The following is a 21,742-nucleotide window of genomic DNA, read 5'->3' as shown; positions in this document are numbered from 1 at the left end:
AAATGAAACTAATTATTAAAATCTTTTTATTCTGCAGTTTAATGTTACACTTTAGTTGTAAAAAACAAAAAAGTTTTACAGTTGCAACAACCTATCAAGAACCAAAAGATCCATCACCCAAAACAACTGAAAATTGGGCTGCAGTTCCTAAAGGATTGCAAGCCTCTGTTACTTCTACAAATAATAGATTTGTAAGAAGTGAAATTCCTAAAATTAAGCAACAAACCTCTTTTACAGCAACTGCTTGGAAAGGCGAACGTATTTCTACACAACTAGTACTTTGGAGTAATGATTCTTTAACAAATGTGAAAACTAGAATTTCAGATTTTAAATCTGATACAGGAGAAACTTTATCAAAAAACATTGCAAGCATAAATTTTGTAAAATATGTAATTACAGACGAGTTTGGAAATGGTTGTGGCTATAGAAAACCAGAGAATTATGCTAGTTCTTTAGCAGCGGATATTTTAGAGCCAATAAATTCTTACGCTATAAAAGCCAAAGAAACAAGACCCATTTGGATAACTGTTGATCTTCCAGCAAATGCAAAAGCAGGAAGTTATACAAGCACTTTTAAAATCGAAATTGAAGGTCAGAAAACCAAAAAATTTGATTTTAAAATAAAAGTAATTGATAAAGTTTTACCACCAGCAACCGATTGGAAATTCCATTTAGATATGTGGCAAAACCCTTTTGCAGTGGCTCGTTTTCATAATGTAAAACTTTGGTCTAAAGAACATTGGAAATTGTTAAAACCCATAATGAAACGATTGGCAAATGCAGGTCAAAAAGTTATAACCGTTTCTTTAAATAAAAGACCTTGGGGTGGACAAACTTTTGATCAGTTTGAATCTATGATTGAGTGGAAAAAGAAAAGCGATGGCAGTTGGAGTTATAACTTTTCTATTTTTGATAAATGGGTGCAAATGATGCTAGATTTGGGTGTTAAAAACCAAATTAGTTGTTATTCTATGGTGCCTTGGGGAAATGAATTTTATTATTTTGATGAAGCAAAAAACAAAGAAATAAAAATAAAAGCGGCACCAGGAACTAAAGAGTACGAAGATTTGTGGATTCCATTTTTAAATCAATTTAAAAAACATTTAGAGGCAAAAGGTTGGAATAAAATTATAAGAATTGCTATGGATGAACGTGGTCCGAAAGAAATGAAAGCAATGCTTAAACTACTAAATGAATATGCCCCAGAATTTGGAGTTTCTTTTGCAGACAATCATAAAAGCTATAAGTTATACCCTAATGATTTAAAAGATATGTCAGTGGCTTTTGGGCATCCTGTAGATGAAGAAGATTTAAAAAAGCGAAAAGAAAAAATATATAAGTACGCATTATGTTTGTTGTACAGACAAGTTTCCAAACACCTTTACCTTTTCACCTCCTGCAGAAGGTGTTTTTATAGGTTGGTACACAATTGCCTCAAATTTTGACGGTTTTTTACGTTGGTCTTATAATAGTTGGACGAAAAAACCTTTACAAGATTCTCGTTTTAGAGCGTGGCCAGCTGGTGATACTTATATTGTATATCCAAACAACAGAAGTTCTATTCGTTTTGAAACTTTAAGAGAAGGCATACAAGATGCTGAAAAAGTTAGGATTTTAAGAGAAGAGTTTACTAAAAAAGGAATGTTAACAGAACTAGAAACCATAAATAATTTAGTGGCTACTTTTAACACCTCTACTAAACCAATAGATTTAGAAAAGATGTTACAAGATGTAAAAAATACAATTAATAATTTCGCTGAAAAATAATCGTTTAAAATCATCTTTTATGAATCGTCAAAAACAAAAATCAACTTTAAAAATGAGGATAATTCTTTTAGTTGCATTCGTTTTAGTATCTAACTTTGGTTTTGCCCAAAACTTAAATATAAACCCTACACCCCAACAATTTGTAAGTAAAGGAACTATAAAAATGCCTACCGATTTTTATATTCAACAAAAAAATATAGATACAGCTACACATCATTTATTGAGTACTTTTTTTACTAGTAATAATACAAATACCAAAGGATTTTCGATAATTATTGGTGATGTGAATAGTAAGATTTCTAGAAAGCTAAAAAGAAAAGTGCCTGCAAAAGCAGAAAGTTATTTTATTAAAAGTACTGATAAAAATATTACGGTAATTGGTAGAGATGCTAGGGGAACGTATTATGGTGTAAGAACTTTATTGGCATTATTGCAACATAAAGAAATACCTTTAGGAGAAATTACAGATTATCCAGATGTTGCTGCAAGAGGAACTGTAGAAGGTTTTTACGGAACACCTTGGAGTTTTAAACATCGTATTAGACAAATTGATTTTTATGGCGAAAATAAGTTAAACACCTACATTTATGGACCAAAAGACGATGCTTACCACAGTTCGCCAAATTGGAGAAAACCCTATCCAGAAAACGAGGCAGCACAATTAAAAAAATTAATAGACAGAGCAGCATTAAATCATGTGGATTTTGTTTGGGCAATTCATCCTGGAAAAGACATTAAATGGAATGATGAAGATCGAAAAAATCTTCTTAATAAGTTTCAATTAATGTATGATTTAGGTGTGCGTGCTTTCGCTGTTTTTTTTGATGACATTTCTGGTAAAGGCACTAATCCAAAACAGCAAGCAAGTTTGTTAAATTTCTTACATACCAATTTCATAAAAAAGAAAAAAGATGTAAAACCTTTAATTATGTGCCCTACAGAATATAACAAAGGTTGGTCTAAACCTGAAGGAGGTTATTTAAAAACTTTAGGAAAAGAACTAGATCCTTCCATAAGAATTATGTGGACAGGAAATACGGTTGTTGCCGATGTTGATAAGGAAACCATGAATTGGATTAATACTGAAATAAACAGAAAGGCATTTATTTGGTGGAATTTTCCAGTATCTGACTATGTGAGAAACCATATGCTTTTAGGGCCAACGTATGGCAATGGAAAAGATATTGCTAATGATGTGTCTGGCTTTGTTTCTAACCCAATGGAACATGCAGAAGCTTCTAAAATTGCAATTTATGGGGTTGCAGATTATTCTTGGAATATGACAAACTATCAACCAGAAAAAAAATGGTTAGAAGCATTAAAAGTAGTGATGCCAGAAAGTTATAATGCATTAGAAATTTTTGCAAAACACAATAGCGATTTAGGCCCAAATGGACACAGATACAGAAGAAAAGAATCGGTTAGTTTTGCACCAGAGGCAAGGGCTTTTTTAGAAGATTTAGAGGCAAATAGAGAAATTAAAAACTTTAACGTAGTTCAGAAAGAGTTTCAAGCAATTGTAGAAGCATCTTACATTTTAGCAAACAGTACAGACAATACTGTATTGTTAGATGAAATTGGTGCTTGGGTTGCTCAATTTCAATTGTTAGGGCAATCTGGTTTGTCTATGTTAAATATGCACACTGCACTAAAATCAGAAAACACAAAAGATTTTGAAAGAAGTTACCACGCTCTAAAGGCAATAAAAACGGAGATGTATAAAATTGATAGAGAAGAAAATCAGAATCCGTATCAACCAGGAATAAAAACTGCGACTTTGGTTTTAGCTCCTTTCATTGATAAAAGTTTTGTGCATTTAACAAACGCTTATAATAAAGAATTTGGTAAAAATTTAGAGGTAGATGCTAATTACAATCCACATTTATTATTTACAAATGTTGCACAATTAAGAAATCAACCTGTAACTTTAAGAGATAGAACTTTGGCAATAAATCCGCCTTTAGAAGTTATAAACATTGCTCCAAAAGATTATTTTGGTTTTGAATTATCAGAAGAAATTAGAGTTACAAAATTGATTTTAAAAGCGGAATCAACTACTGCTTATAAAAATTTAATTGTAGAAACTTCTACAAATGGCACAAATTGGTCTGCAATTAAAACTTCAGAAAAAGGTGAATCTTTAGAAGCATCCATCAATAAAAAGGTAAAATATATTAGAGTTATAAATGCAACCTCAAAAGTTTTAGCATTTAAGATAAATCAGTTTTGGGTTTTATTGAAGTAATTTCTAATAAATCATCAATTTTATACTAAAAACAAATACAATGAAAAAAATCAAATTCTTATCAATTCCAACAATTCTATTGTTTACCATATTTTTTAGCATTAGTTATAGTGCAAATGGGCAAAAGCGACTTCAAAAAAATTAATTGGTACTTGGCAAATGTGTAAACCAGATGGTACTATTGATGAAAATATTAATGGTATTGCAAACAACGCTAAAATTAAAATTATTACAAAAGAATCGTTTTCTGTAATTGTTTTAAATAGCAGCAACAATAATACAATTGGTCATTTTTGGGGTGCTTATAGTTTAAAAAAAGGAAAACTAACAGAAACAATTAAGCATACAAGTCCAAATTATTCTAGACTTATAGGTTCTTCCTTTTCTTTTTCTGCACGTGTTAAAAAAGACTATATTTATATTACTGGTTTAGGTAATGAAATGAATGAAATATGGAAAAAGATAAAGGATTAGTTTTAAAAACAAGCTAAGATCTATGTATAGTTGCATTTTGATTAACAAGAAAATACTATGAGAAGCATATCTTTAAATAATGATGATTCGTTTGTATTTCACTTCTATGAAACGTATTTAGAAATATCAGAAAAAAAGAAACAAAAAATATCTTATGACGAAATTGCCTTCTGTAAATTTAAAGAAGGCAAACCACAAATATTAGGCACCATATTTATTACAATTGTATCCTTATTAACTTTGTTTCTTAGAGATATAAAGGTTTATAAAACCTATGGTCAATTGATTATAGGTTTAAAAGATGATAATAGGTTTGAATATAAAATAGATAAAACTTACGATAAGGATAAATTAATTAATGTGAAGAATCTTATTACTAAAAAAGCGAAACTTTAATTATTGGTAATGATATCAATACAAATATTAGTTTTAAGATTATTAAACAAACTCAAAAAACGATTTAAGCTAACACTTAAACCGTTTTTTTAAATTTAATAAAATACTTTTATCTTAAGCTTGTTTAATAAACTGCACATCTACAACCAATCTTACTTTGTCTGAAACTACAATGCTACCAGCTTCTGTAACTGCGCTCCAGGTTAAGTTAAAATCTTTTCTGTTAATTTGTCCTGTAATTTCGAAACCTGCTTTTGTTTGCCCATAAGGATCTACTGCAATACCATTAAAATCTGCATTTAAGGTAACTTCTTTAGTAATATCTCTTATCGTTAAATCTCCTACTAAATTTTCGCCATCAAAAGATTTTGAAGTGAAAACCATTTCTGGAAATTTTTCAGAATTAAAAAAATCATCCGATTGTAAATGTGCATCTCTATCTTTATTTTTTGTGTAGATAGAATCTGTTTTTGCACTAAAATCTAATTTCGCATTTGTAAAATCATCTCCATTTGTTTGTGCAGTTGCAGTAAAATCTTCAAAATGCCCTGTAACTGTAGAAATCATCATATGTTTTACTTTAAATGCAATTTCTGAATGTGCGTTGTCTATTAACCAATTTGTGTTATTACTCATCTTTTTTATTTATTATTTATTTTTATTTGATATTAAGTAGTCTAAAGAGTATTTACCCGCACCTATTAATGCAATTGTTAGGTAAATTACACCATAAAGCAATGCAAATTCTTGTTTGCCAAATCCATCATTTGCGTGGACTATAAATGCGGCTACAAGCATTGTTATAATTAAAGGAAGTGAGGCTAAACGAGTACCCAAACCAATTATTATTAATACAGAACAAAGTACTTCTGCAAAAACTGCTAAAGCTAATGAAAATGTTGCCCCAATTCCCATTGGGTCTGGAAACTGTATTGGTTCGCCACTAAATAATGTTTCCATTTTTCCCCAACCATGTGTTAGCATAAAAATACCGATTACTACACGTAATATTAAAAGTGCTGTATTTACATTATTAGGGTAATCGCCTGAATTGAATATTGTTTTTGCTAGTGTTTTCATTTTTTTATTATGATTTCTTTAATACGTCTTGGATATCTGTTAGTTTCTTAAACATTGCAGCTGCAAAAGGGCATAAAGGTGTAATTTTTATATTTTTTTCTCGAGCCATTGCTACAATTTTATAAAGTAATTGTTTACCAATACTTTTACCTTTAAAAGCTTCGTCTACCTCTGTATGATCTATAATAATATGATTTTCTCTAGCAATAGAGTAGGTCATTATTCCAGCCCTTTTAGCATTATCTCTAGCCATTGCAAAACCTTTGTTATCTCTCTCTTTTAGAATTATTTCCATCTTTTTATGAATTTTAAGGTTTTTAATTAATTACAATGTCATTGGCACTTCCATTAAAAGTACACGTGCATTTTCTGTAGCTTTTACGTTGATGTTTTTAGTATCCCAAATACCTATTCCATCTCTTTTAGATAATTTTTCACCATTAATTTCTACATCGCCTTCTAAAATAAAAGCATATACACCATTACCTTCTTTTTTGATTTGATAATCATCTGGATTTCCTTTTGAGAATTTTCCTATATGAAACCACGCATCTTGATTAATCCAAACTCCATCATCATTTTTATTAGGAGAAAGTACTTGGTAAAATGCATTTTCTTTTTCAATTTCTTTAATAGAAACTTGGTCGTAACGTGGTGTTAAGTTTTTTTCTTTTGGAAACACCCAAATTTGAAGAAACTTTACTTCTTTGTCTTTGTTTTTATTGTATTCAGAATGTGTAATTCCAGTTCCTGCACTTAATACCTGTACATCTCCTTCTTTTATTACTGCCACATTTCCCATACTGTCTTTATGTTCCAAATCGCCTTCTAGAGGAATCGAAATAATTTCCATATTTTGATGTGGATGTGTGCCAAAACCCATTCCTGGAGCTACAACGTCGTCATTTAAAACACGTAAAACACCAAAATTCATTCTATCTGGATTGTGATAATTAGCGAAACTAAATGTGTGGCTTGAGTTTAACCAACCGTGATTTGCTGCGCCTCTTGAGTCTGCTTTGTGAATTACTGTATTCATAGTTTTTATGTTTTTATTAGGTAAATGATTAAATCCTACATTTTGCATTAAAACGTCGTAAGTAGATTTTTTTGGCTTGTTGTTTTCTGCTTTTAAAATTTGTGGAGCAACTGCTCCAAGAATGCCAGATAAAAATGCTTTTTTAATAAATTTCTTACGATTCATATTTATTGCTTTGTAATGATGGTACAAAGATAGTTTGATAGTAAAGCGTGTGGAATATGAAAAAAAGACAAAAACTTATGAAAATCCGATATATGATTAATTATATCGGATTTTCATCATTTTAAGAAGAAAAATAAGATTTTTTGTAGTTAAAAAGTAAAAGTTACTTTTTAAGTTTTAAAGTAGGATAAGGAACAAACTCGTCTGAATCTCCTTCGATTTTTGGAAATTCTTGTGCTTTCCATTGTTGCTTGGCTTCTTTAATGCGTTCTTTGTTTGTTGCCACAAAGTTCCAATCTATAAATCTTTCTTCTGGAAACGGCTCGCCACCAAAAATATAAATAGTGGTGTTTTTTTGCATTGTAAAAGCACAAAGTGTACTATCATTTGCAATTAATAATTGTTTATTTTTATACACATTTCCATCGCTTTCTATGGCGCCTTCTAAAATATATAAACCAGCTTCACCATTAAGATGTTCGCCAATATTAATTGCCTGTTTTGTAGTGCTTTTTATTTCTATCATAAATAATTTACTAAAAACAGGTACTGGAGATTTTTTACCAAAAGCTTCTCCTGCAATTAATTTAAATTGCGCATTTTCCTTTGTCCAAGCTGGTATTTCTTCTTTTGTGATATGAGAAAATTCAGGTTCCATCAACTCTTTCTCTTTTGGCAAGGCAACCCAAATTTGTAAACCGTGCATTTTTAAAGTAGAATTGCGTAAATATTCTGGAGTTCTTTCGGAATGTACAACACCTTTGCCAGCTGTCATCCAATTTACAGCACCTGGTTTAATTTCTAATTTTGTACCTATAGAATCTTTGTGCATTATGCTACCCTCAAACAAAAATGTAAGTGTAGAAAGCCCAATATGCGGATGAGGCAAAACATCAAAATTTTCACGTTTACTCATTACCACTGGTCCCATATGATCTATAAAAATAAAAGGACCAACCATTCTTTTTTGACGAAAAGGCAACAACCTTCCTACTAAAAAATTACCAATATTTGCAGCTCTTTCCTCTACTATTAATTTGATGTTTGACATTTTATGTTTTTTTATAATAATACTTTATAGGTTTGTTTCACTTTTCTTAAAATTTGATGGCGATAATTGCGTGTGTTTTTTAAAAAATGCGCTAAAATTAGCAGGTTCATTAAAACCGAGTTCGAAACCAATTTCTTTGTTAGATAAATTGGTAAAATAAAGCAACCTTTTTGCTTCCGTTATAATTCTTGCTTGTATATATTCTTTGGCTGTTTTTCCTGTTTTAGATTTAAACGTTCTGTTTAAATGATCAGGAGAAATAAAAAGTTCATTGGCATAAAAAGTGGTAGAATGTTCTTTTTTATAATTAATATCTACAGCTGTTTTAAAAGAGCGTAATAAATTATCTCCAGAAGTGTCTACATCAGATTCTATTGGGTTAATAGCGCAAATATTATTACACTCTATTAGCAATAATTTTAAAAATGCTCCAATAGATAGGTTTTTCATAGTTGCATCACTATAAAACAGATTGAAAATATTTGTAGCAAAATTTTCAATGGAATGAAGTTGAGCAGCATTTGGTTTTAAAGGCGGACTTTGTCCGTAATTTTGAAATAAATTTAAACTTTCTATAAAAGATAATGGTATAGAATTTTCTACCAAAAACTGATTGGAAAACGTCATTGCAAAACCGTAAGACTTTTTCTCTTCAATAACTTGATGCACTTGCCCAGGGGCTACAAAAAATATTTGATTACTTTCTAATGGATAGCTATTAAAATCTATTTTATGTTGCCCTTTTGCTTGCTTAACGATTAAAACTGTATAAAAATTATGTCTGTGAGGTTCGTCTATTTTTCCATTTCTTTTGGTGTACACATCTTCCATTTTGGAAATTCCAAAACTGGCACTTTCCTTTTTAGAATTTACTTTTTGATATGTTTTTACACTGCTCATTTATAAGTGTTTTTATAAACTTTTTTCTATTCGTTTGTCTGGAATTAACCACATAATTGCAACAATAATATAAAAAGCGATGCCTAACCAAGTATTTAAAAAAGAAAAACCAATACCTAAAAGATAAAAAGTAATAGAAATTTTTCCTTTGATATCAGAACCAATTGCTTTTTTTAAAACAAACTCATTATCGTGAGATTTTATGATAATAAGTTGTAAAATAAAATAAGCAATTGCACAAAACAATAAAACAACACCATAGGCAATAATTGGTAAAATAGCGTCGTAGTTTTCACCTATCCAAACAGTTGTAAACGGAATTAATGACAGCCAAAATAACAAATGTAAGTTTGCCCACAATATTTTACCGTTTACTTTTTCAGTAATTTGAAATAAATGGTGGTGGTTGTTCCAGTAAATACCCAAATAAATAAAACTAAAAATATAGCTTATAAAAATTGGTGTTTTAGCAAGTAAAGCGTTTAAATCTGTTCCTTTTGGTGGAGAAAGTTCTAAAACCATAATGGTTATAATTATTGCAAGAACACCATCGCTAAACGCTTCTAATCTACTTGTTTTCATAAGTATTTGTGTATTTTTATAAAAAAATAATTAATCTTATAAAAATAGTGTAAATCATAAAGAAAAACCTTTCATCTAAAATGTTTTATTTTATTTAATAATTTTAAGATGATAAAAACTCATTAAAGACCGCCAATATATGCATTCATATAGGTAACTCTGTTATTTAGCCACTGTTTCATAACTTTTTCATCAGTTACTAAACCTCTATTCCACATATTTAGATTTCTAGCTTTTGCACCTTCAATAATAAAAGAATGCTCATCTATATGATTCATTAAATCGTTTAAATGATTTGCTGTAAAATTGGACCAATGTTCTTTTAATAATGATTTTATTTTTGGATCTGTTAAAAACCTTTTAAAGAAAATTGTTCCACTTTTATTTCCATCCCAAAATAAACTTTCTGTAGGATTGCTAAAATGTCTTTCAACGCCTTCATAACCATAAGCCCAATCAAAATCCCAAATGGGCCCCATTGTATATTTTCCGCCTTCAGTTTTGTGGATATAAGTACTTTTTGGGTGGTTCAATTCTTGATTAGAAGTTAACATATACACAATAAAATATTTAGCAATAGAAGCACCATCTATATATTCTAAATAATTATTATTCGGAAAATTATTATTTGCAACTAAGGATTCAAAATTATTCCAATCGTTTTTAACGAGATCTAAATCAGCTTGATTTTCTATTTCTGCATCTTTTACCATCACTGGTAAATTATAATTTGCAGACCTAAACTGCCAATCTTCATCAAAATATTGGTCTAGTTCTAGTAAAATACCTTTATCACCAACATTTACTCTATTGGTTTTAATTTCTACTTGTTCTGTTAGCCCATAAACACCAAGGTAGTTTCCATTTACAGTAACCTCTACAGGAATAATTGTATTTGTAAATGGCATTTCTAACATTCTGCCAATTGTAAAGGCTACATTATTTAATAAATGTACCCCATCTTGATAATCAGCTAACAAAACCCAATCTTTTTCTGGCAATAATCTAGTTAAAGGATCTTTTGCAGACACCAAAGTTTCTTTGCTATCTAATTTAATTTTATACGGTTTTTTAGGCCAAGCCCAAGTTGTATTTCCTCTTCCTTTTATTCTAGCCTTTTCGCTAAACTCAAAAACACGGTCTTCATATTTACCTTTACCATCTATCGTTAGTTTTGCGTTTAAATAATCGTATTTAGAATCAATGTTTGCACTACCTTCTGTATCTATATAAATATGTGCTAGTTCATCATCCCAAGAAAGATTAATTTGATACGTTTTAGTAGCTCCAGACTCTGATACTAAACTATAGATAATATCTTTTCTAAAATCTACAATTGAACTCGCACTAGTTTGTGCTGCATCATTTATTGTAACAATTTTAGCATTTGTTGTAAAAGTAGGAATCGCTTTGTAAAAATACTTATGCAGCTCTCCACTTACAGTGTTTTCATTAATATTAAAAACAACATCTTCATTTAAATGCGGATTATTTTCTTTTTCAAAAATGAAAGATTCTAATACTAATTCTGAATCTTCTATTTGCGGTAAAAACTCTGAATCTTCTTTTGAACAACCAACAATTGCTAAGCATAAAGTTATTAAAAATAAATAATTGAATGTTGTTTGTTTAAATATATTATTCATGATTTTATTACTTAAATATATTAATGAATTATTCTGATTATTAAAACCTTATTTTAGAAGAATAAAGATAGAATAACATTAAAATTATTGGGTATAGTTTTTAAGCAAAATGGAGTAGAAATCTATAAAAATGTGGTGTTTTAATGGTGATTGTTACCTCTAATTCTTTTGATATTGCTCAATAAATTTTTTATCTAAAATTTCAGAATCTTTGTATTTTATTCTGATTTCTTTTAGCTTTTTAGTCATTTCTATAACAATATTAGCATAATCTGGATTGTTATAAACGTTGTTTATTTCATTGGGGTCGTTTTTACTATCATACAATTCCCATGTATTTACATCATGATAAAAATGAATTAATTTGTAGTCTTTAGTTGCAATTCCATAATGCCTTTTTACAGCATGCTCTGCAGGATATTCATAATAATGATAATACACAGCTTGTCTGTTCCATTTATTTTTTTGTCCTGTTAATAAAGGCACTAAACTTTCTCCTTGCATTTCTTTTGTAGCTTTTACACCTGCAATTTCTAAAAAAGTTTGTGCAAAATCTAAATTTTGTACCATTTCATCTTCGGTAATTCCTGCTGTAATTTTATTTGGCCATTTTATTAATAATGGTGTTTTAAAAGATTCGTTATACATAAAACGTTTATCAAACCAACCATGTTCTCCCAAATAAAAACCTTGGTCTGATGTGTATACAACAATGGTATTTTCTGTCATTTTTTCATCCTCTAAATAATCTAAAACTCTACCAACATTATCATCAACAGAAGCAATGGTTGCTAAATAATCTTGCAAATAACGTTGGTATTTCCAAACTGTAAATGTAGAATCATTCATAGTTGGATAGCGTTTTTTAAAATCTTCATTAATGGGTTTATAAACAGCATCCCATTTGGCACGTTGTTCTTTATTCAAACTCCATAAACTTTCACCTAGTCTGCTCCATTCTTTAATGCCCAATTCTTTTACGGTTTTAGGCGTTAATTTATTATCATTTGTAAGCGAGATGTGTTTAAAAATGCCCATTTCTGCTGATTGTGCTGTAGTTTCTCTTGTTTTAAAATTATCAAATAAAGTTGCAGGTAAAGGAAACGTTTTTTGTGTGTATTCTTTATAATACTTTTCACTAGGCAACCAAGCTCTGTGAGGTGCTTTGTGTAAATACATTAATAGAAAAGGTTTCTTTTTATCTCTTCTATTTTTCATCCAATCTAAGGTTAAATCGGTAGTAATATCTGTTACATATCCCTCAATTATGGTATCTCCTTTTTGGGTAATAAATTTCGGATTGTAATAATTACCTTGTCCTGGTAAAATCTTAAATTCGTCAAAGCCTTTTGGATTATTACCAAAATGTAATTTGCCAAACATTGCAGTTTGATAGCCCGCCTTTTGCAGCAATTGAGGAAACGTAACATTGGTCGTATCAAACTTGCTTAAATTGTCTATTTTACCATTAATATGACTGTGTTTGCCTGTTAAAATTACAGCTCTTGAAGGCGCACAAATAGAGTTGGTAACACTGGCATTGCTAAAAAGCATCCCTTCTTTTGCAATACGATCAATGTTTGGTGTTTGAATCAATTGATCATTATAAGCACTAATTGCCTGATAAGCATGATCGTCTGACATGATAAAAACAATGTTTGGTTTTTGATTTTTTTCTTTTGATTTTTCTTTTTGTTGACAAGAAAATATGTTTGCTAAAAAAATAAAAATGACACTTAATTTAACGAATTTCATAACTGTTTTTATTTCTGATGATAAACCTCTTCTAAACCATCGATAATAAATGATTTATTTTCTGGTGTTTGATGTTCTTTTTTTATGATTTCAAAGAATTTTACTCTCATTTCTGGATGATTTTCCATCAGATTATTTTCTTCTTTTATATCGGTTTCCAAATTATACAATTCTACTTCTTTGTTGCCTTTTTTTATATTTTTCCAAATCATTTTCCATTTACCCATTCTTACTGCTACTTGTCCATTATATCCAGCAAATTCCCAATATAAATATTCGTGATTTTTTTGTTTTTCTGAATTTGTAAGTGTGTTGTAAAAACTAATTCCATCACTTTTATAATTGGTTTTTACGTTTGCAATTTCATTAAAAGTTGGTAAAACATCGTAAAAAGAAGAAATATGATTTGTTTTAGAGTTGGCTTTAATTTTTGCTGGCCAAGTTGCTATCATTGGCACTCTTATGCCACCTTCGTAAGTAAAACCTTTAACTCTGCCATAATTATTATTAAATTTTCCAGAACTGTTAAACCATTTTGTGCTTGCTCCTCCATCTCCAGGACTTGCTGGTCCATTGTCTGAGGTAAAAATGATTAACGTATTTTCATACAAACCTTCTTTTTTTAAATAAGCAACCAATTTTCCAACATTTTCATCTAAATACGAAACCATTGCTGCATAAGTAGCTCTTGGATTTCTTGCAGGAAAATAACTTCCGTTTTTTTGTGATAATAGGGTTTTTCATCACCAAATTTATCTACATAATAATTTACCCATTTTTTTGGAGCTTGCAAAGGCACATGAGGTATAGGACTTGCCCAATACATAAAAAAGGGTTCTTTTTTGTTTTTATCAATAAAACCCATCATTTTATCAAAAATTAAAGTTGGACTGTAATCTGGTTGATAAAATCTTTCATACGTTTTCTCATCTAAAGGATTTCCATCATTTTCTGTACCTGAATGTGGTGCAATTGTATCGTTTTTTAAATGATATTTATTTTCATTTTCGTACAAATGCACTGGTGTGTAGGTATGTGCTTGTCTTTGGCAATTGTATCCAAAAAAATAATCGAAACCCATTTTTGTAGGAATGGAATGTGTGTGTGGTGCTCCTAAACCCCATTTACCAACAATACCTGTTTTATAATTTGCTGATTTTAATAATTGTGCAATTGTTGTGGTGTTTTTTGGCATTGGTCTTTGCCCTTCTAAAGTAGAATCTTGCAACATTGCTTTATAACTCCACACATTTCCTCTTTCTTGCCACTCATCATTACCTCTTATACTCGCATTTCCTCCGTGTTTTCCTGTTAAAAGTGATGCTCTTGCTGGTGCACAAACTGGAGCTGCAGTATAATGTTGTGTAAATAACATTCCTTTTTTTGCAAGTGCATCTATATTTGGAGTTTCTATTTTTGTTTGTCCATAAACACCTAAATCACCATATCCTAAATCATCAGCTAAAATATAGATAATGTTTGGTTTTTTTGTTTGGTTTTGATTTGAGTTTACTGATGTTTTTTGCTGACAGCTACCTATTATCAATAAAAAACCTAAAAAAAAAGGTTGCTATAAAATTTCATAATTTGTATTTTTAATTCTTAAAATCGATGAATCAGATGAACTTTAAATTTCTTTTTCTAAAAAAAGCTTCCTATTGTATAAATTGCAGATATTACTAATGCTATAAGACTTACAAGATTTAGTATTTTTATTTTATGTTTTACAAGGTGATAAATCCCCAAAAACACAAATACCACTTGAGCTAACAAAAAAGGGATGGTTAATAGTTCTCTGAATACATCAATAATTACAATATCTAGTTTGTAAACATTTATTAGATAAATTGCTATAAAGTAGAAAACTATACTAAAGTTTATGATTGTAAGGTTCTTGTCTGTTATTAGTTTTTTCATGCTGTGTAATTTAATTTCCATTAAAAATAGATATAAACATTCTACCTTACAAAAAAAGTTGATTTTAAAATCAATAGTATTAATTACTTTATTTCAAATAGGTATCAAATTATAAGAATTTACATTTTATATTTAACTTTAATAATGAATTCCTGATAAAATAAGCATCACTTGTTTCCTTTTATCACCTCATAAACGATCTCCTGATATCCTATTTCTCCCTTCTCAGAAATAGCTTCAACCACTACTTGCATCTCTCCAATGTTATCCGCATTATAAAAAGTTGTAGAAGCCTTACCTTTACTATCAATAATTATTTTAGGTTGCCAATGCACCAGCGTACGCAAGTCTGGTTTAAGCCAATCAATAGATTTACTATCTTTATACTTTGGGGCATAGAATTCACGAGGTGACGAAAATACAGGAATTGTTGCTTGCATTATACCTATTGGTTTACGCACTCCATAAAGCCCTTTTTTTGCATAAGTGTATATTGCAATGACGCTTCCCCTTGGTGGTGGCAATACTTCTAGAGGATATACTTCTCTATAGAGCTGTGAAAAATGTTCTGCATTCTCGATGATTTCAAAACTGCTAACTTCACTGGGCGGAATGTTAGAAATAAGGTGTAATGCATGATCCCTAACAGGAATACCATCAATTACCACAAGAGTAGGACCATCAGCATTATGCACTTTTGCACGCAAGTAGCCACCATCTTCATTAACTCTCTCAATCTTTACCTTATCTGGAAAATTGAACAAAAGGACACTATACAACCCATAAGACCATTTTTTCTCCTTTTCTAGTATGGTTTTTCCTTTAATTACAGTATTTGGCTTTCCATATTTTTCCATTACTTTCTTTCTGTTGGGAGTAAGCCTATAGCCTTTTACAACAACTTCATCTAAGATAGTAACCCCTTTTGAAAACTGATAGGAATCTTCCATCATTTTGTACTCTCTATTTTTTTCTACAAATTCAAGCACTGTACTATCTACTCTTTCTACCGATTTTATAAGATCAAAATAAATAGGCGGAGATTCTTTTTTATTTAGTGTAATGTGATAACTCTTTTTCTTTCCAGATTTTTTGGCACTTTGTATTAAAATTTTAAGATTTTGTCCATATTCATCATTTATATTGAAGTTAAATCTGCCCAAACTATCTGTTATTTGTGTTTGAATAGATCGAGTCTCACCAAAAGTCACTAATGATAAATTTACTTCTTTCTTTTTTTCTTAAAAATTACCCCATCAACTGAGCCTGATATAGAGAGGTTGAGCTCTGGTTGAAAAAAATCTTTTGTATAGGCTTTGTATAATGGTATTTTCGCCAACCTTGAGTGAGCAATAAAGCATCTAGATTGTTATGGTTGGTATTTTCTTTGCTGAAATAAAATCCAGGGTTTTCTATCTTTCCTTTCAAGTCTGAACTCAACAAAAAGTAAGACAATATATTTTGGCGCGTATTCTGCATTTGTCCCATTTGTTCTTTGTTCAATACCAGCAATGATAAATTGGCTTTAACCGGTTCGTTTTCATTATTTATGGTTTCAATATTTAGTTTTGTCAATTCGCGTTGCGTGTACGTATTCTTATTAGTAGAGAGTCCAATTTTTATTCTGCTTTCTGGTCTTTCATTAAAATAAAGTCTTTCTGCAACTGGTTGTTTTGAACTATTCATCATTGTAAAGGCAATGATACCTTCAGGAAGCTTATCTGCTGGCAAAGAAAATAGAAGTGTCCCTTCCTTAAAACGACCCTTTATATCAGAATAAACGAATCCTCTGCAAGAAATCCTTAATGAAATACTGTCATTTTTCATATAGTTGGTAGAGGCTGTTACGAGTATTTCATCCTCTTTTTTAATTACTGACAATACATTACCTATGGCCGCAACATCTGGTAAAGGATAAATTAATGATAGCCCTTCTTCTGATTGTGATTTCAGTCTAGCATAATAAGTAGTATTGCTGTCAACATTGGTTAGTGTAAAAATTCCCATACCTAATTGATTACTCTTAAAACTAGTAATAACCTCATCTTTTCCGTTCAGTATTTCTCCTTCTATGCTTTTTCCTTTTCCTAGATAGTCTAATGCCTTGAAGCCTACTATACTTTGTATTCCGTGTACTAACTCTCCACTTTCAGGGAAAAATTGCAAATCAAGATGATCTTTATTCAAAGCAATGGTTTTTGAATACCTGAAAAGGTTCTTAGTTTGAATTTGTAATGTAACAAATTGGCATTTATCAGGGATTGTGTAATCGATTAGGTATTTGCCCTCTTTATTCTTTTTGATTGACAAACTGTCTTTCTTATCATCTAGGGTTATAAAAAGAGTGAGATTTTTTTTGTGAAGATTGTCTATTGTTAATGGATTAAAATATGCTGTAAGACGACGTTCATTATTTTGCTTTTCTACAAGTGTAACATTGCTTATAGGATCTGGTTTTTCTTTTGTTGAAGCTGAAAATACTTGAATGTATTCTTTAAAGATAAAATCTGTATCGAAATTTTTGTTCCATTCTGTGTAGGCTCTAATTAAATAAAGACCTTCAGAATAGTTTTCACTTAACTGAAAAAAACCATCTCCAATACCATTCTCTATTTTTATCAATTTCTTTTCAATTATTTTTTCATCTGAATCTATTAGCTCAACATATAGTACTCCACTAAATATAGTAGGCGTATGATCGATAGCATTGGTAACAATGGACTTAAACCAAATGGTTTTATCATTTGTATAAACCTTGCTATCAAACTGCAAATAAATTTTCTCAGCCAATGAAGCGTGTGAAGAAACGTTATTTTGTTGTGACCACAAAAGAATGGGCAAAAAAAGGAGAATAATATTGTTAATACAATTTTATGAATGTGCTTAATCAAAGGAATATAAAAATCTTTGTGCATATTATTCTATTTTAGAATTCTAAATATTGACTTAACATTGGTGGCTATATTTAAGTAAACTCACCTTCTACTCCATTAGTTAACTGTGTTGTTTTTAATGGGTTTTGCGATTTTAGCTTTTGCTCATTCCATCCAAAGCACCTCCAACCTTGAGTTAACAATAGTAAGTTTAATACTGTGTAAATAACATTCCATTTTTTGCAAGTGCGTCTATATTTGGAGTTTCAATTTTTGTTTGTCCGTAAACACCTAATTCTCCATACCCAAAATCATCTGCTAAAATATAAATGATATTGGTTTTTTTGTTGGTTTTGTTAGTTATTATGTTATTATGACAGCTAAAAGTTTAGCATAAAACTAATAAAATCGAAAGGTTTTTTAAAAACTTCATATTTATTTTTTTAAAATTATTTTGAAAAAAATAGACCTACTTATAATTCTTATTTTTATCTTCAAAAGCAAAAAAACGGTACTTATCTAACTTAAAATACTTGACTAAAAATTTAACAAATTCTCTCAAATAATAGATAAAAGTTAAAAAACCAATCCCTTGCAATGCTAATTTAATTATTTCCATTTTTATTATATCCTTAATCTAAATGTTTAATTTTTAATACTTTAAAACAAAAATCGACTTCTGTTACAAAAACAAAAGTCGATATTAGTCTATTTTACATACATAATTTTATTTTTCTACAGGAATCATCCAATATGAATAAGAGTAACTTTTATAAGGCAATCTGTATTGTTTCATTGGCAATCTTCCCCAACTATTTATACTTCCAATTCCTTGCTGAAAACCATCAATATTTACAAAAACCTCTTTTCTTGGGTCTAATTCTCCTGCGTGTTTTTGTGTTCTTTTATCACCAGAACTTAAATCATCTTCGCTATAATTTAATGCAGAAATATGAAAAGATGTTTCACTTAAAAACTGCAATCCAGAACCATCATTTTTGGTTAAAGTTGCCCAACGAATATCTTTTTTATTTCCATTTTCTTGTGGACGAATATAAGGGAAATATTGGGCTGAAATAGTTTGTTTATACAAACCAACTTTTGCTGCATGTTGTCTGTCTGTGTAGGCTTCAAAAGGTCCTTTACCATAAAAAGTGATGTTCTTATACGCTTCAGGTAACACTAATTTATTCCCAAACTTATACATATTAGGATATTCTCCTTTGATCGCTTTTAAATGGTTTGTAATTTTTACAGCACCATTTCCATCAACCAAATAGGTTTGAATTAATTGTGCATCTCCATTCAAAACAGTTCTTGAAAATGATATTTCTACTTCATTTTTAGAACCATTTTTTACAGTAGTTTCTACTTTTGAATCTTGAGCAACATCTTTCCAAACTTTAAATTTATTTTGAGTTCTAGCACCATAATCATTATCTACTGGTGCTCTCCAAAAATTAATTTCAGGACCATTTTCTAATAAACTTTTGTTTTTAAAAGTATAGTTTGTTAAGGTTCCTTTTTGTTGATTAAATTGAATTTTAAAATTATTTCCTGTTACATTAATCAACTCATCTTTAACAGTATAATTTATAGCACTTGATGCTTTTTCTGGAACAACAACTGTAGCTTTTTGTAGTTGAAACTGCTCATAAGCTAATTGATGACCTGCTTTTAATAAAGGTTCATCAGCTTTTAAAATTACAGAAACATTTAAAAAATATTCTACATTATTTATAAAAGTTGTTGTAAAAGGAATTTTTATTGCTTTTTTAGTTTGTGGAGCAATATCAAGAGATTTTATAGTTCCAGATTCTACTATTTTTCCGTTTGCAATTACTTCCCAATTTAAGGTGTAATTTGCTAAATCTCTGAAGAAATACCAGTTTTTTATATCAATTACACCATTTTTAAGATTATTTTCATAAAACTTTATATCTTGATGAATGTGTGCAACTTCATATATATGTGGATTTACTTTTCTGTCTGGTTGTACCAAACCATTGTTTAAGAAGTTGTTATCACTTGGTGTGCCTTCAGGACCATAATCACCTCCATAAGCATAAATTTCTCTGCCATTTTTAACGGTTTTTATTCCTTGATCTACAAAATCCCAAATAAAACCTCCTTGTAATTTATCATACTTTTCAAATAAATCCCAATATTCTTTAAAGCCACCCATACTATTTCCCATAGCATGTGCATACTCACATTGTACTAAAGGCTTTGTTCTTCTATCATTTTTGGCATACGCTTCTATATCTTTTGGAGTTGCATACATGGGTACAAATAAATCTGTGTTCCATTCATGTACTGCTCTTTCATGTTGTACTGGTCTTGTATTATCAATTTTTTTTGCTAATAAATACGATTCGTAAAAATTATAGCCATTTCCAGCTTCATTTGCCAAAGACCAAATTACTATTGAAGGATGATTTTTATCACGTTCTACCATTCGTCCAACTCGTTCTTTATGAGATTGTAACCAAGCAGGATTGTTTGCCAAAGTTCTGTCTAAAGCATAGCCCATTCCATGCGATTCTATATTAGCTTCATCAACCACATAAATTCCATATTCATCACATAATTCATAAAAATAAGGATCGTTTGGATAATGAGAAGTTCTTACGGCATTGATATTATATTGTTTAAAAATTTTTATATCACGCAACATATCTTCTCTAGAAATCACATGACCTGTATTTGCATCATGTTCATGTCTGTTAACACCTTTAAATAAAATCGGTTTTCCGTTTACTAAATATTGGCTGCCTTTTACTTCTGATGTTCTAAAACCTAATTTTCTGGAAATTGCCTCTACAGTTTTTCCTTTTTTATCTTTAACAATAATCTCTAATTGATATAAATTAGGAATTTCTGCTGACCACGTTTTTACATTAGGTACTATTTTATCAAAATTTAAGGTTTTGTTTATATTTGCTATTAATTCATATTTAGAATTTGCAGCAAAAACGGTTTTATTGTCTCTTGTAATTGCAATTGAAACTGTACCCTTTTGCTTTTTTGATGCGATATTTTTTATCTCTAAAACTAAATTAAAAACACCATCTGTATAATTATTTTGTAAACCTGCTTTTGCAAAATAATCTGCAATTTGCATATTTGGTCTTGCATATAAATATACATCTCTTTCAATACCAGAAATTCTCCAAAAATCTTGGCATTCTAAATAACTTCCATCACTCCATCTATACACTTCTAAAGCAATGCTGTTTTTTCCTGGTTTTACAAAATTGGTCAAATTAAATTCTGCTGGTAATTTAGAACCTTGACTATACCCAACTTTTTTGCCATTTACCCAAATATAAAAAGCCGATTTTACAGCACCAAAATGTATAAAAATATCTTTACCATCCCAATTATTTGGCACGTTAAAAGTACGTTTATAAGAACCAACAGGATTATCTCCATCAGGAATATCTGGTGGATTCAAATATCCTTTTTGAAAAGGATACCTAGCATTCACATAAATGGGAACACCATAACCTTCTACTTCCCAATTTGAGGGTACTTTTATGGAGTTCCAATTAGATGTATTGTAACCTTCTTTGTAAAAATCTACAGGTCTGTTTTCTGGAGTTTCGCTATAATTAAATTGCCACGTTCCGTTTAAAGAAAGATGATTTTCTGCTTTTGACACATTATCTTCTTTTGCTAATTCTAAAGAATTATAAGGAAAAAATGTTGCTCTTGCATCCAATTTATTGATACCAATTACATCTGGATTTTCAATTACAGCATCAAGCGTTTGTGCTTGTAAAAAATTGATTCCTAAAAAACATAAGAATACTACTTTCGCTAAATTATTAATGTATTTCATCTCTGATT

At 29.9% G+C, this 21,742-nt stretch carries 20 protein-coding genes and 1 pseudogene; 6 read left to right on the top strand and 15 right to left on the bottom strand.

Annotated features, from left to right (window positions below):
• The first annotated feature begins 2 nt into the window (after positions 1–2).
• The 6 genes and pseudogenes from N5A56_RS13465 (at position 3) to N5A56_RS13445 (ending at position 4,882) form a co-directional block, all read left to right on the top strand.
• Positions 3–1,445, top strand: coding sequence for a glycoside hydrolase domain-containing protein (locus tag N5A56_RS13465; protein ID WP_265725910.1), 1,443 nt, complete (start codon positions 3–5; stop codon positions 1,443–1,445).
• Positions 1,336–1,557, top strand: a pseudogene (locus N5A56_RS17755) (DUF4091 domain-containing protein); the annotation flags it as partial. The gene N5A56_RS13465 and the pseudogene N5A56_RS17755, both read left to right, overlap by 110 nt.
• A gap of 84 nt (positions 1,558–1,641) precedes the next feature.
• Complete coding sequence (locus N5A56_RS13460) at positions 1,642–1,767, top strand: hypothetical protein (protein ID WP_265725909.1); 126 nt, start codon at positions 1,642–1,644, stop codon at positions 1,765–1,767.
• Positions 1,768–1,786: 19 nt separating this feature from the next.
• On the top strand, positions 1,787–4,012 hold the full coding sequence (locus N5A56_RS13455; protein ID WP_265725908.1) for a beta-N-acetylglucosaminidase: 2,226 nt from the start codon (positions 1,787–1,789) through the stop codon (positions 4,010–4,012).
• A gap of 159 nt (positions 4,013–4,171) precedes the next feature.
• Complete coding sequence (locus N5A56_RS13450; protein ID WP_265725907.1) at positions 4,172–4,486, top strand: hypothetical protein; 315 nt, start codon at positions 4,172–4,174, stop codon at positions 4,484–4,486.
• Positions 4,487–4,543: 57 nt separating this feature from the next.
• Positions 4,544–4,882 (top strand): hypothetical protein, encoded by a 339-nt coding sequence (locus N5A56_RS13445; RefSeq protein WP_265725906.1) that lies wholly within the window; start codon positions 4,544–4,546, stop codon positions 4,880–4,882.
• Between the two features lie 114 nt (positions 4,883–4,996).
• Here the strand turns inward: N5A56_RS13445 and N5A56_RS13440 are convergent, their stop codons facing one another.
• From N5A56_RS13440 to lacZ, 15 genes are all read right to left on the bottom strand, one after another.
• Positions 4,997–5,518: a YceI family protein gene (locus N5A56_RS13440; RefSeq protein WP_265725905.1), complete on the bottom strand. Its 522-nt coding sequence runs from the start codon at positions 5,516–5,518 to the stop codon at positions 4,997–4,999.
• 12 nt (positions 5,519–5,530) lie between these two features.
• Entirely contained in the window at positions 5,531–5,962 is a 432-nt protein-coding gene (locus tag N5A56_RS13435; protein ID WP_265725904.1) for a DoxX family protein, read from the bottom strand.
• A gap of 7 nt (positions 5,963–5,969) precedes the next feature.
• Entirely contained in the window at positions 5,970–6,257 is a 288-nt protein-coding gene (locus tag N5A56_RS13430) for a GNAT family N-acetyltransferase (RefSeq protein ID WP_265725903.1), read from the bottom strand.
• Between the two features lie 30 nt (positions 6,258–6,287).
• On the bottom strand, positions 6,288–7,001 hold the full coding sequence (locus tag N5A56_RS13425; RefSeq protein WP_265726155.1) for a pirin family protein: 714 nt from the start codon (positions 6,999–7,001) through the stop codon (positions 6,288–6,290).
• Between the two features lie 328 nt (positions 7,002–7,329).
• Complete coding sequence (locus tag N5A56_RS13420; protein WP_265725902.1) at positions 7,330–8,217, bottom strand: pirin family protein; 888 nt, start codon at positions 8,215–8,217, stop codon at positions 7,330–7,332.
• A gap of 24 nt (positions 8,218–8,241) precedes the next feature.
• Positions 8,242–9,117, bottom strand: a complete 876-nt coding sequence (locus N5A56_RS13415) for an AraC family transcriptional regulator (RefSeq protein WP_265725901.1) — start codon at positions 9,115–9,117, stop codon at positions 8,242–8,244.
• Positions 9,118–9,129: 12 nt separating this feature from the next.
• Positions 9,130–9,699, bottom strand: coding sequence for a TMEM175 family protein (locus N5A56_RS13410; protein ID WP_265725900.1), 570 nt, complete (start codon positions 9,697–9,699; stop codon positions 9,130–9,132).
• 122 nt (positions 9,700–9,821) lie between these two features.
• A complete protein-coding gene (locus tag N5A56_RS13405) occupies positions 9,822–11,345 on the bottom strand; it encodes a CotH kinase family protein (protein ID WP_265725899.1) in 1,524 nt (507 codons plus the stop codon).
• 159 nt (positions 11,346–11,504) lie between these two features.
• A complete protein-coding gene (locus tag N5A56_RS13400) occupies positions 11,505–13,100 on the bottom strand; it encodes a sulfatase family protein (protein ID WP_265725898.1) in 1,596 nt (531 codons plus the stop codon).
• Positions 13,101–13,108: 8 nt separating this feature from the next.
• The gene (locus N5A56_RS13395) at positions 13,109–13,771 is read right to left on the bottom strand and encodes a sulfatase-like hydrolase/transferase (protein ID WP_274270483.1); all 663 of its coding nucleotides are present in this window, start codon (positions 13,769–13,771) and stop codon (positions 13,109–13,111) included.
• Positions 13,756–14,646, bottom strand: coding sequence for a sulfatase-like hydrolase/transferase (locus tag N5A56_RS13390; protein ID WP_274270482.1), 891 nt, complete (start codon positions 14,644–14,646; stop codon positions 13,756–13,758). Before N5A56_RS13390 ends, N5A56_RS13395 begins: the two co-directional genes overlap by 16 nt.
• A 538-nt stretch (positions 14,647–15,184) precedes the next feature.
• Positions 15,185–16,228 carry a hypothetical protein gene (locus N5A56_RS13385; protein WP_265725897.1) on the bottom strand — a complete coding sequence of 348 codons (1,044 nt, stop codon included), beginning with the start codon at positions 16,226–16,228 and terminating at the stop codon, positions 15,185–15,187.
• 37 nt (positions 16,229–16,265) lie between these two features.
• Complete coding sequence (locus tag N5A56_RS13380) at positions 16,266–17,807, bottom strand: hypothetical protein (protein WP_265725896.1); 1,542 nt, start codon at positions 17,805–17,807, stop codon at positions 16,266–16,268.
• A 294-nt stretch (positions 17,808–18,101) separates the two neighbouring features.
• Positions 18,102–18,215, bottom strand: a complete 114-nt coding sequence (locus N5A56_RS13375) for a sulfatase-like hydrolase/transferase (RefSeq protein ID WP_265726154.1) — start codon at positions 18,213–18,215, stop codon at positions 18,102–18,104.
• Between the two features lie 402 nt (positions 18,216–18,617).
• The gene (gene lacZ / locus N5A56_RS13370; RefSeq protein ID WP_265725895.1) at positions 18,618–21,734 is read right to left on the bottom strand and encodes a beta-galactosidase, LacZ type; all 3,117 of its coding nucleotides are present in this window, start codon (positions 21,732–21,734) and stop codon (positions 18,618–18,620) included.
• Between the last annotated feature and the right edge of the window lie 8 nt (positions 21,735–21,742).

The sequence above is a fragment of the Polaribacter ponticola genome (genome assembly GCF_026191475.2).
Taxonomy (GTDB): domain Bacteria; phylum Bacteroidota; class Bacteroidia; order Flavobacteriales; family Flavobacteriaceae; genus Polaribacter; species Polaribacter ponticola.
The sequence above is the reverse complement of the archived record's forward strand: the minus strand, read 5'-3'. Positions and strand labels throughout refer to the sequence as shown.

What these genes read in the sequence shown, in the direction of transcription:
- N5A56_RS13465 (WP_265725910.1), top strand. Translation starts at nt 3, where the DNA reads ATGAAACTAATTATTAAAATCTTTTTATTCTGCAGTTTAATGTTACAC.
- N5A56_RS13460 (WP_265725909.1), top strand. Translation starts at nt 1,642, where the DNA reads ATGTTAACAGAACTAGAAACCATAAATAATTTAGTGGCTACTTTTAAC.
- N5A56_RS13455 (WP_265725908.1), top strand. Translation starts at nt 1,787, where the DNA reads ATGAATCGTCAAAAACAAAAATCAACTTTAAAAATGAGGATAATTCTT.
- N5A56_RS13450 (WP_265725907.1), top strand. Translation starts at nt 4,172, where the DNA reads ATGTGTAAACCAGATGGTACTATTGATGAAAATATTAATGGTATTGCA.
- N5A56_RS13445 (WP_265725906.1), top strand. Translation starts at nt 4,544, where the DNA reads ATGAGAAGCATATCTTTAAATAATGATGATTCGTTTGTATTTCACTTC.
- N5A56_RS13440 (WP_265725905.1), bottom strand. Translation starts at nt 5,518, where the DNA reads ATGAGTAATAACACAAATTGGTTAATAGACAACGCACATTCAGAAATT.
- N5A56_RS13435 (WP_265725904.1), bottom strand. Translation starts at nt 5,962, where the DNA reads ATGAAAACACTAGCAAAAACAATATTCAATTCAGGCGATTACCCTAAT.
- N5A56_RS13430 (WP_265725903.1), bottom strand. Translation starts at nt 6,257, where the DNA reads ATGGAAATAATTCTAAAAGAGAGAGATAACAAAGGTTTTGCAATGGCT.
- N5A56_RS13425 (WP_265726155.1), bottom strand. Translation starts at nt 7,001, where the DNA reads ATGAATACAGTAATTCACAAAGCAGACTCAAGAGGCGCAGCAAATCAC.
- N5A56_RS13420 (WP_265725902.1), bottom strand. Translation starts at nt 8,217, where the DNA reads ATGTCAAACATCAAATTAATAGTAGAGGAAAGAGCTGCAAATATTGGT.
- N5A56_RS13415 (WP_265725901.1), bottom strand. Translation starts at nt 9,117, where the DNA reads ATGAGCAGTGTAAAAACATATCAAAAAGTAAATTCTAAAAAGGAAAGT.
- N5A56_RS13410 (WP_265725900.1), bottom strand. Translation starts at nt 9,699, where the DNA reads ATGAAAACAAGTAGATTAGAAGCGTTTAGCGATGGTGTTCTTGCAATA.
- N5A56_RS13405 (WP_265725899.1), bottom strand. Translation starts at nt 11,345, where the DNA reads ATGAATAATATATTTAAACAAACAACATTCAATTATTTATTTTTAATA.
- N5A56_RS13400 (WP_265725898.1), bottom strand. Translation starts at nt 13,100, where the DNA reads ATGAAATTCGTTAAATTAAGTGTCATTTTTATTTTTTTAGCAAACATA.
- N5A56_RS13395 (WP_274270483.1), bottom strand. Translation starts at nt 13,771, where the DNA reads ATGGTTTCGTATTTAGATGAAAATGTTGGAAAATTGGTTGCTTATTTA.
- lacZ (WP_265725895.1), bottom strand. Translation starts at nt 21,734, where the DNA reads ATGAAATACATTAATAATTTAGCGAAAGTAGTATTCTTATGTTTTTTA.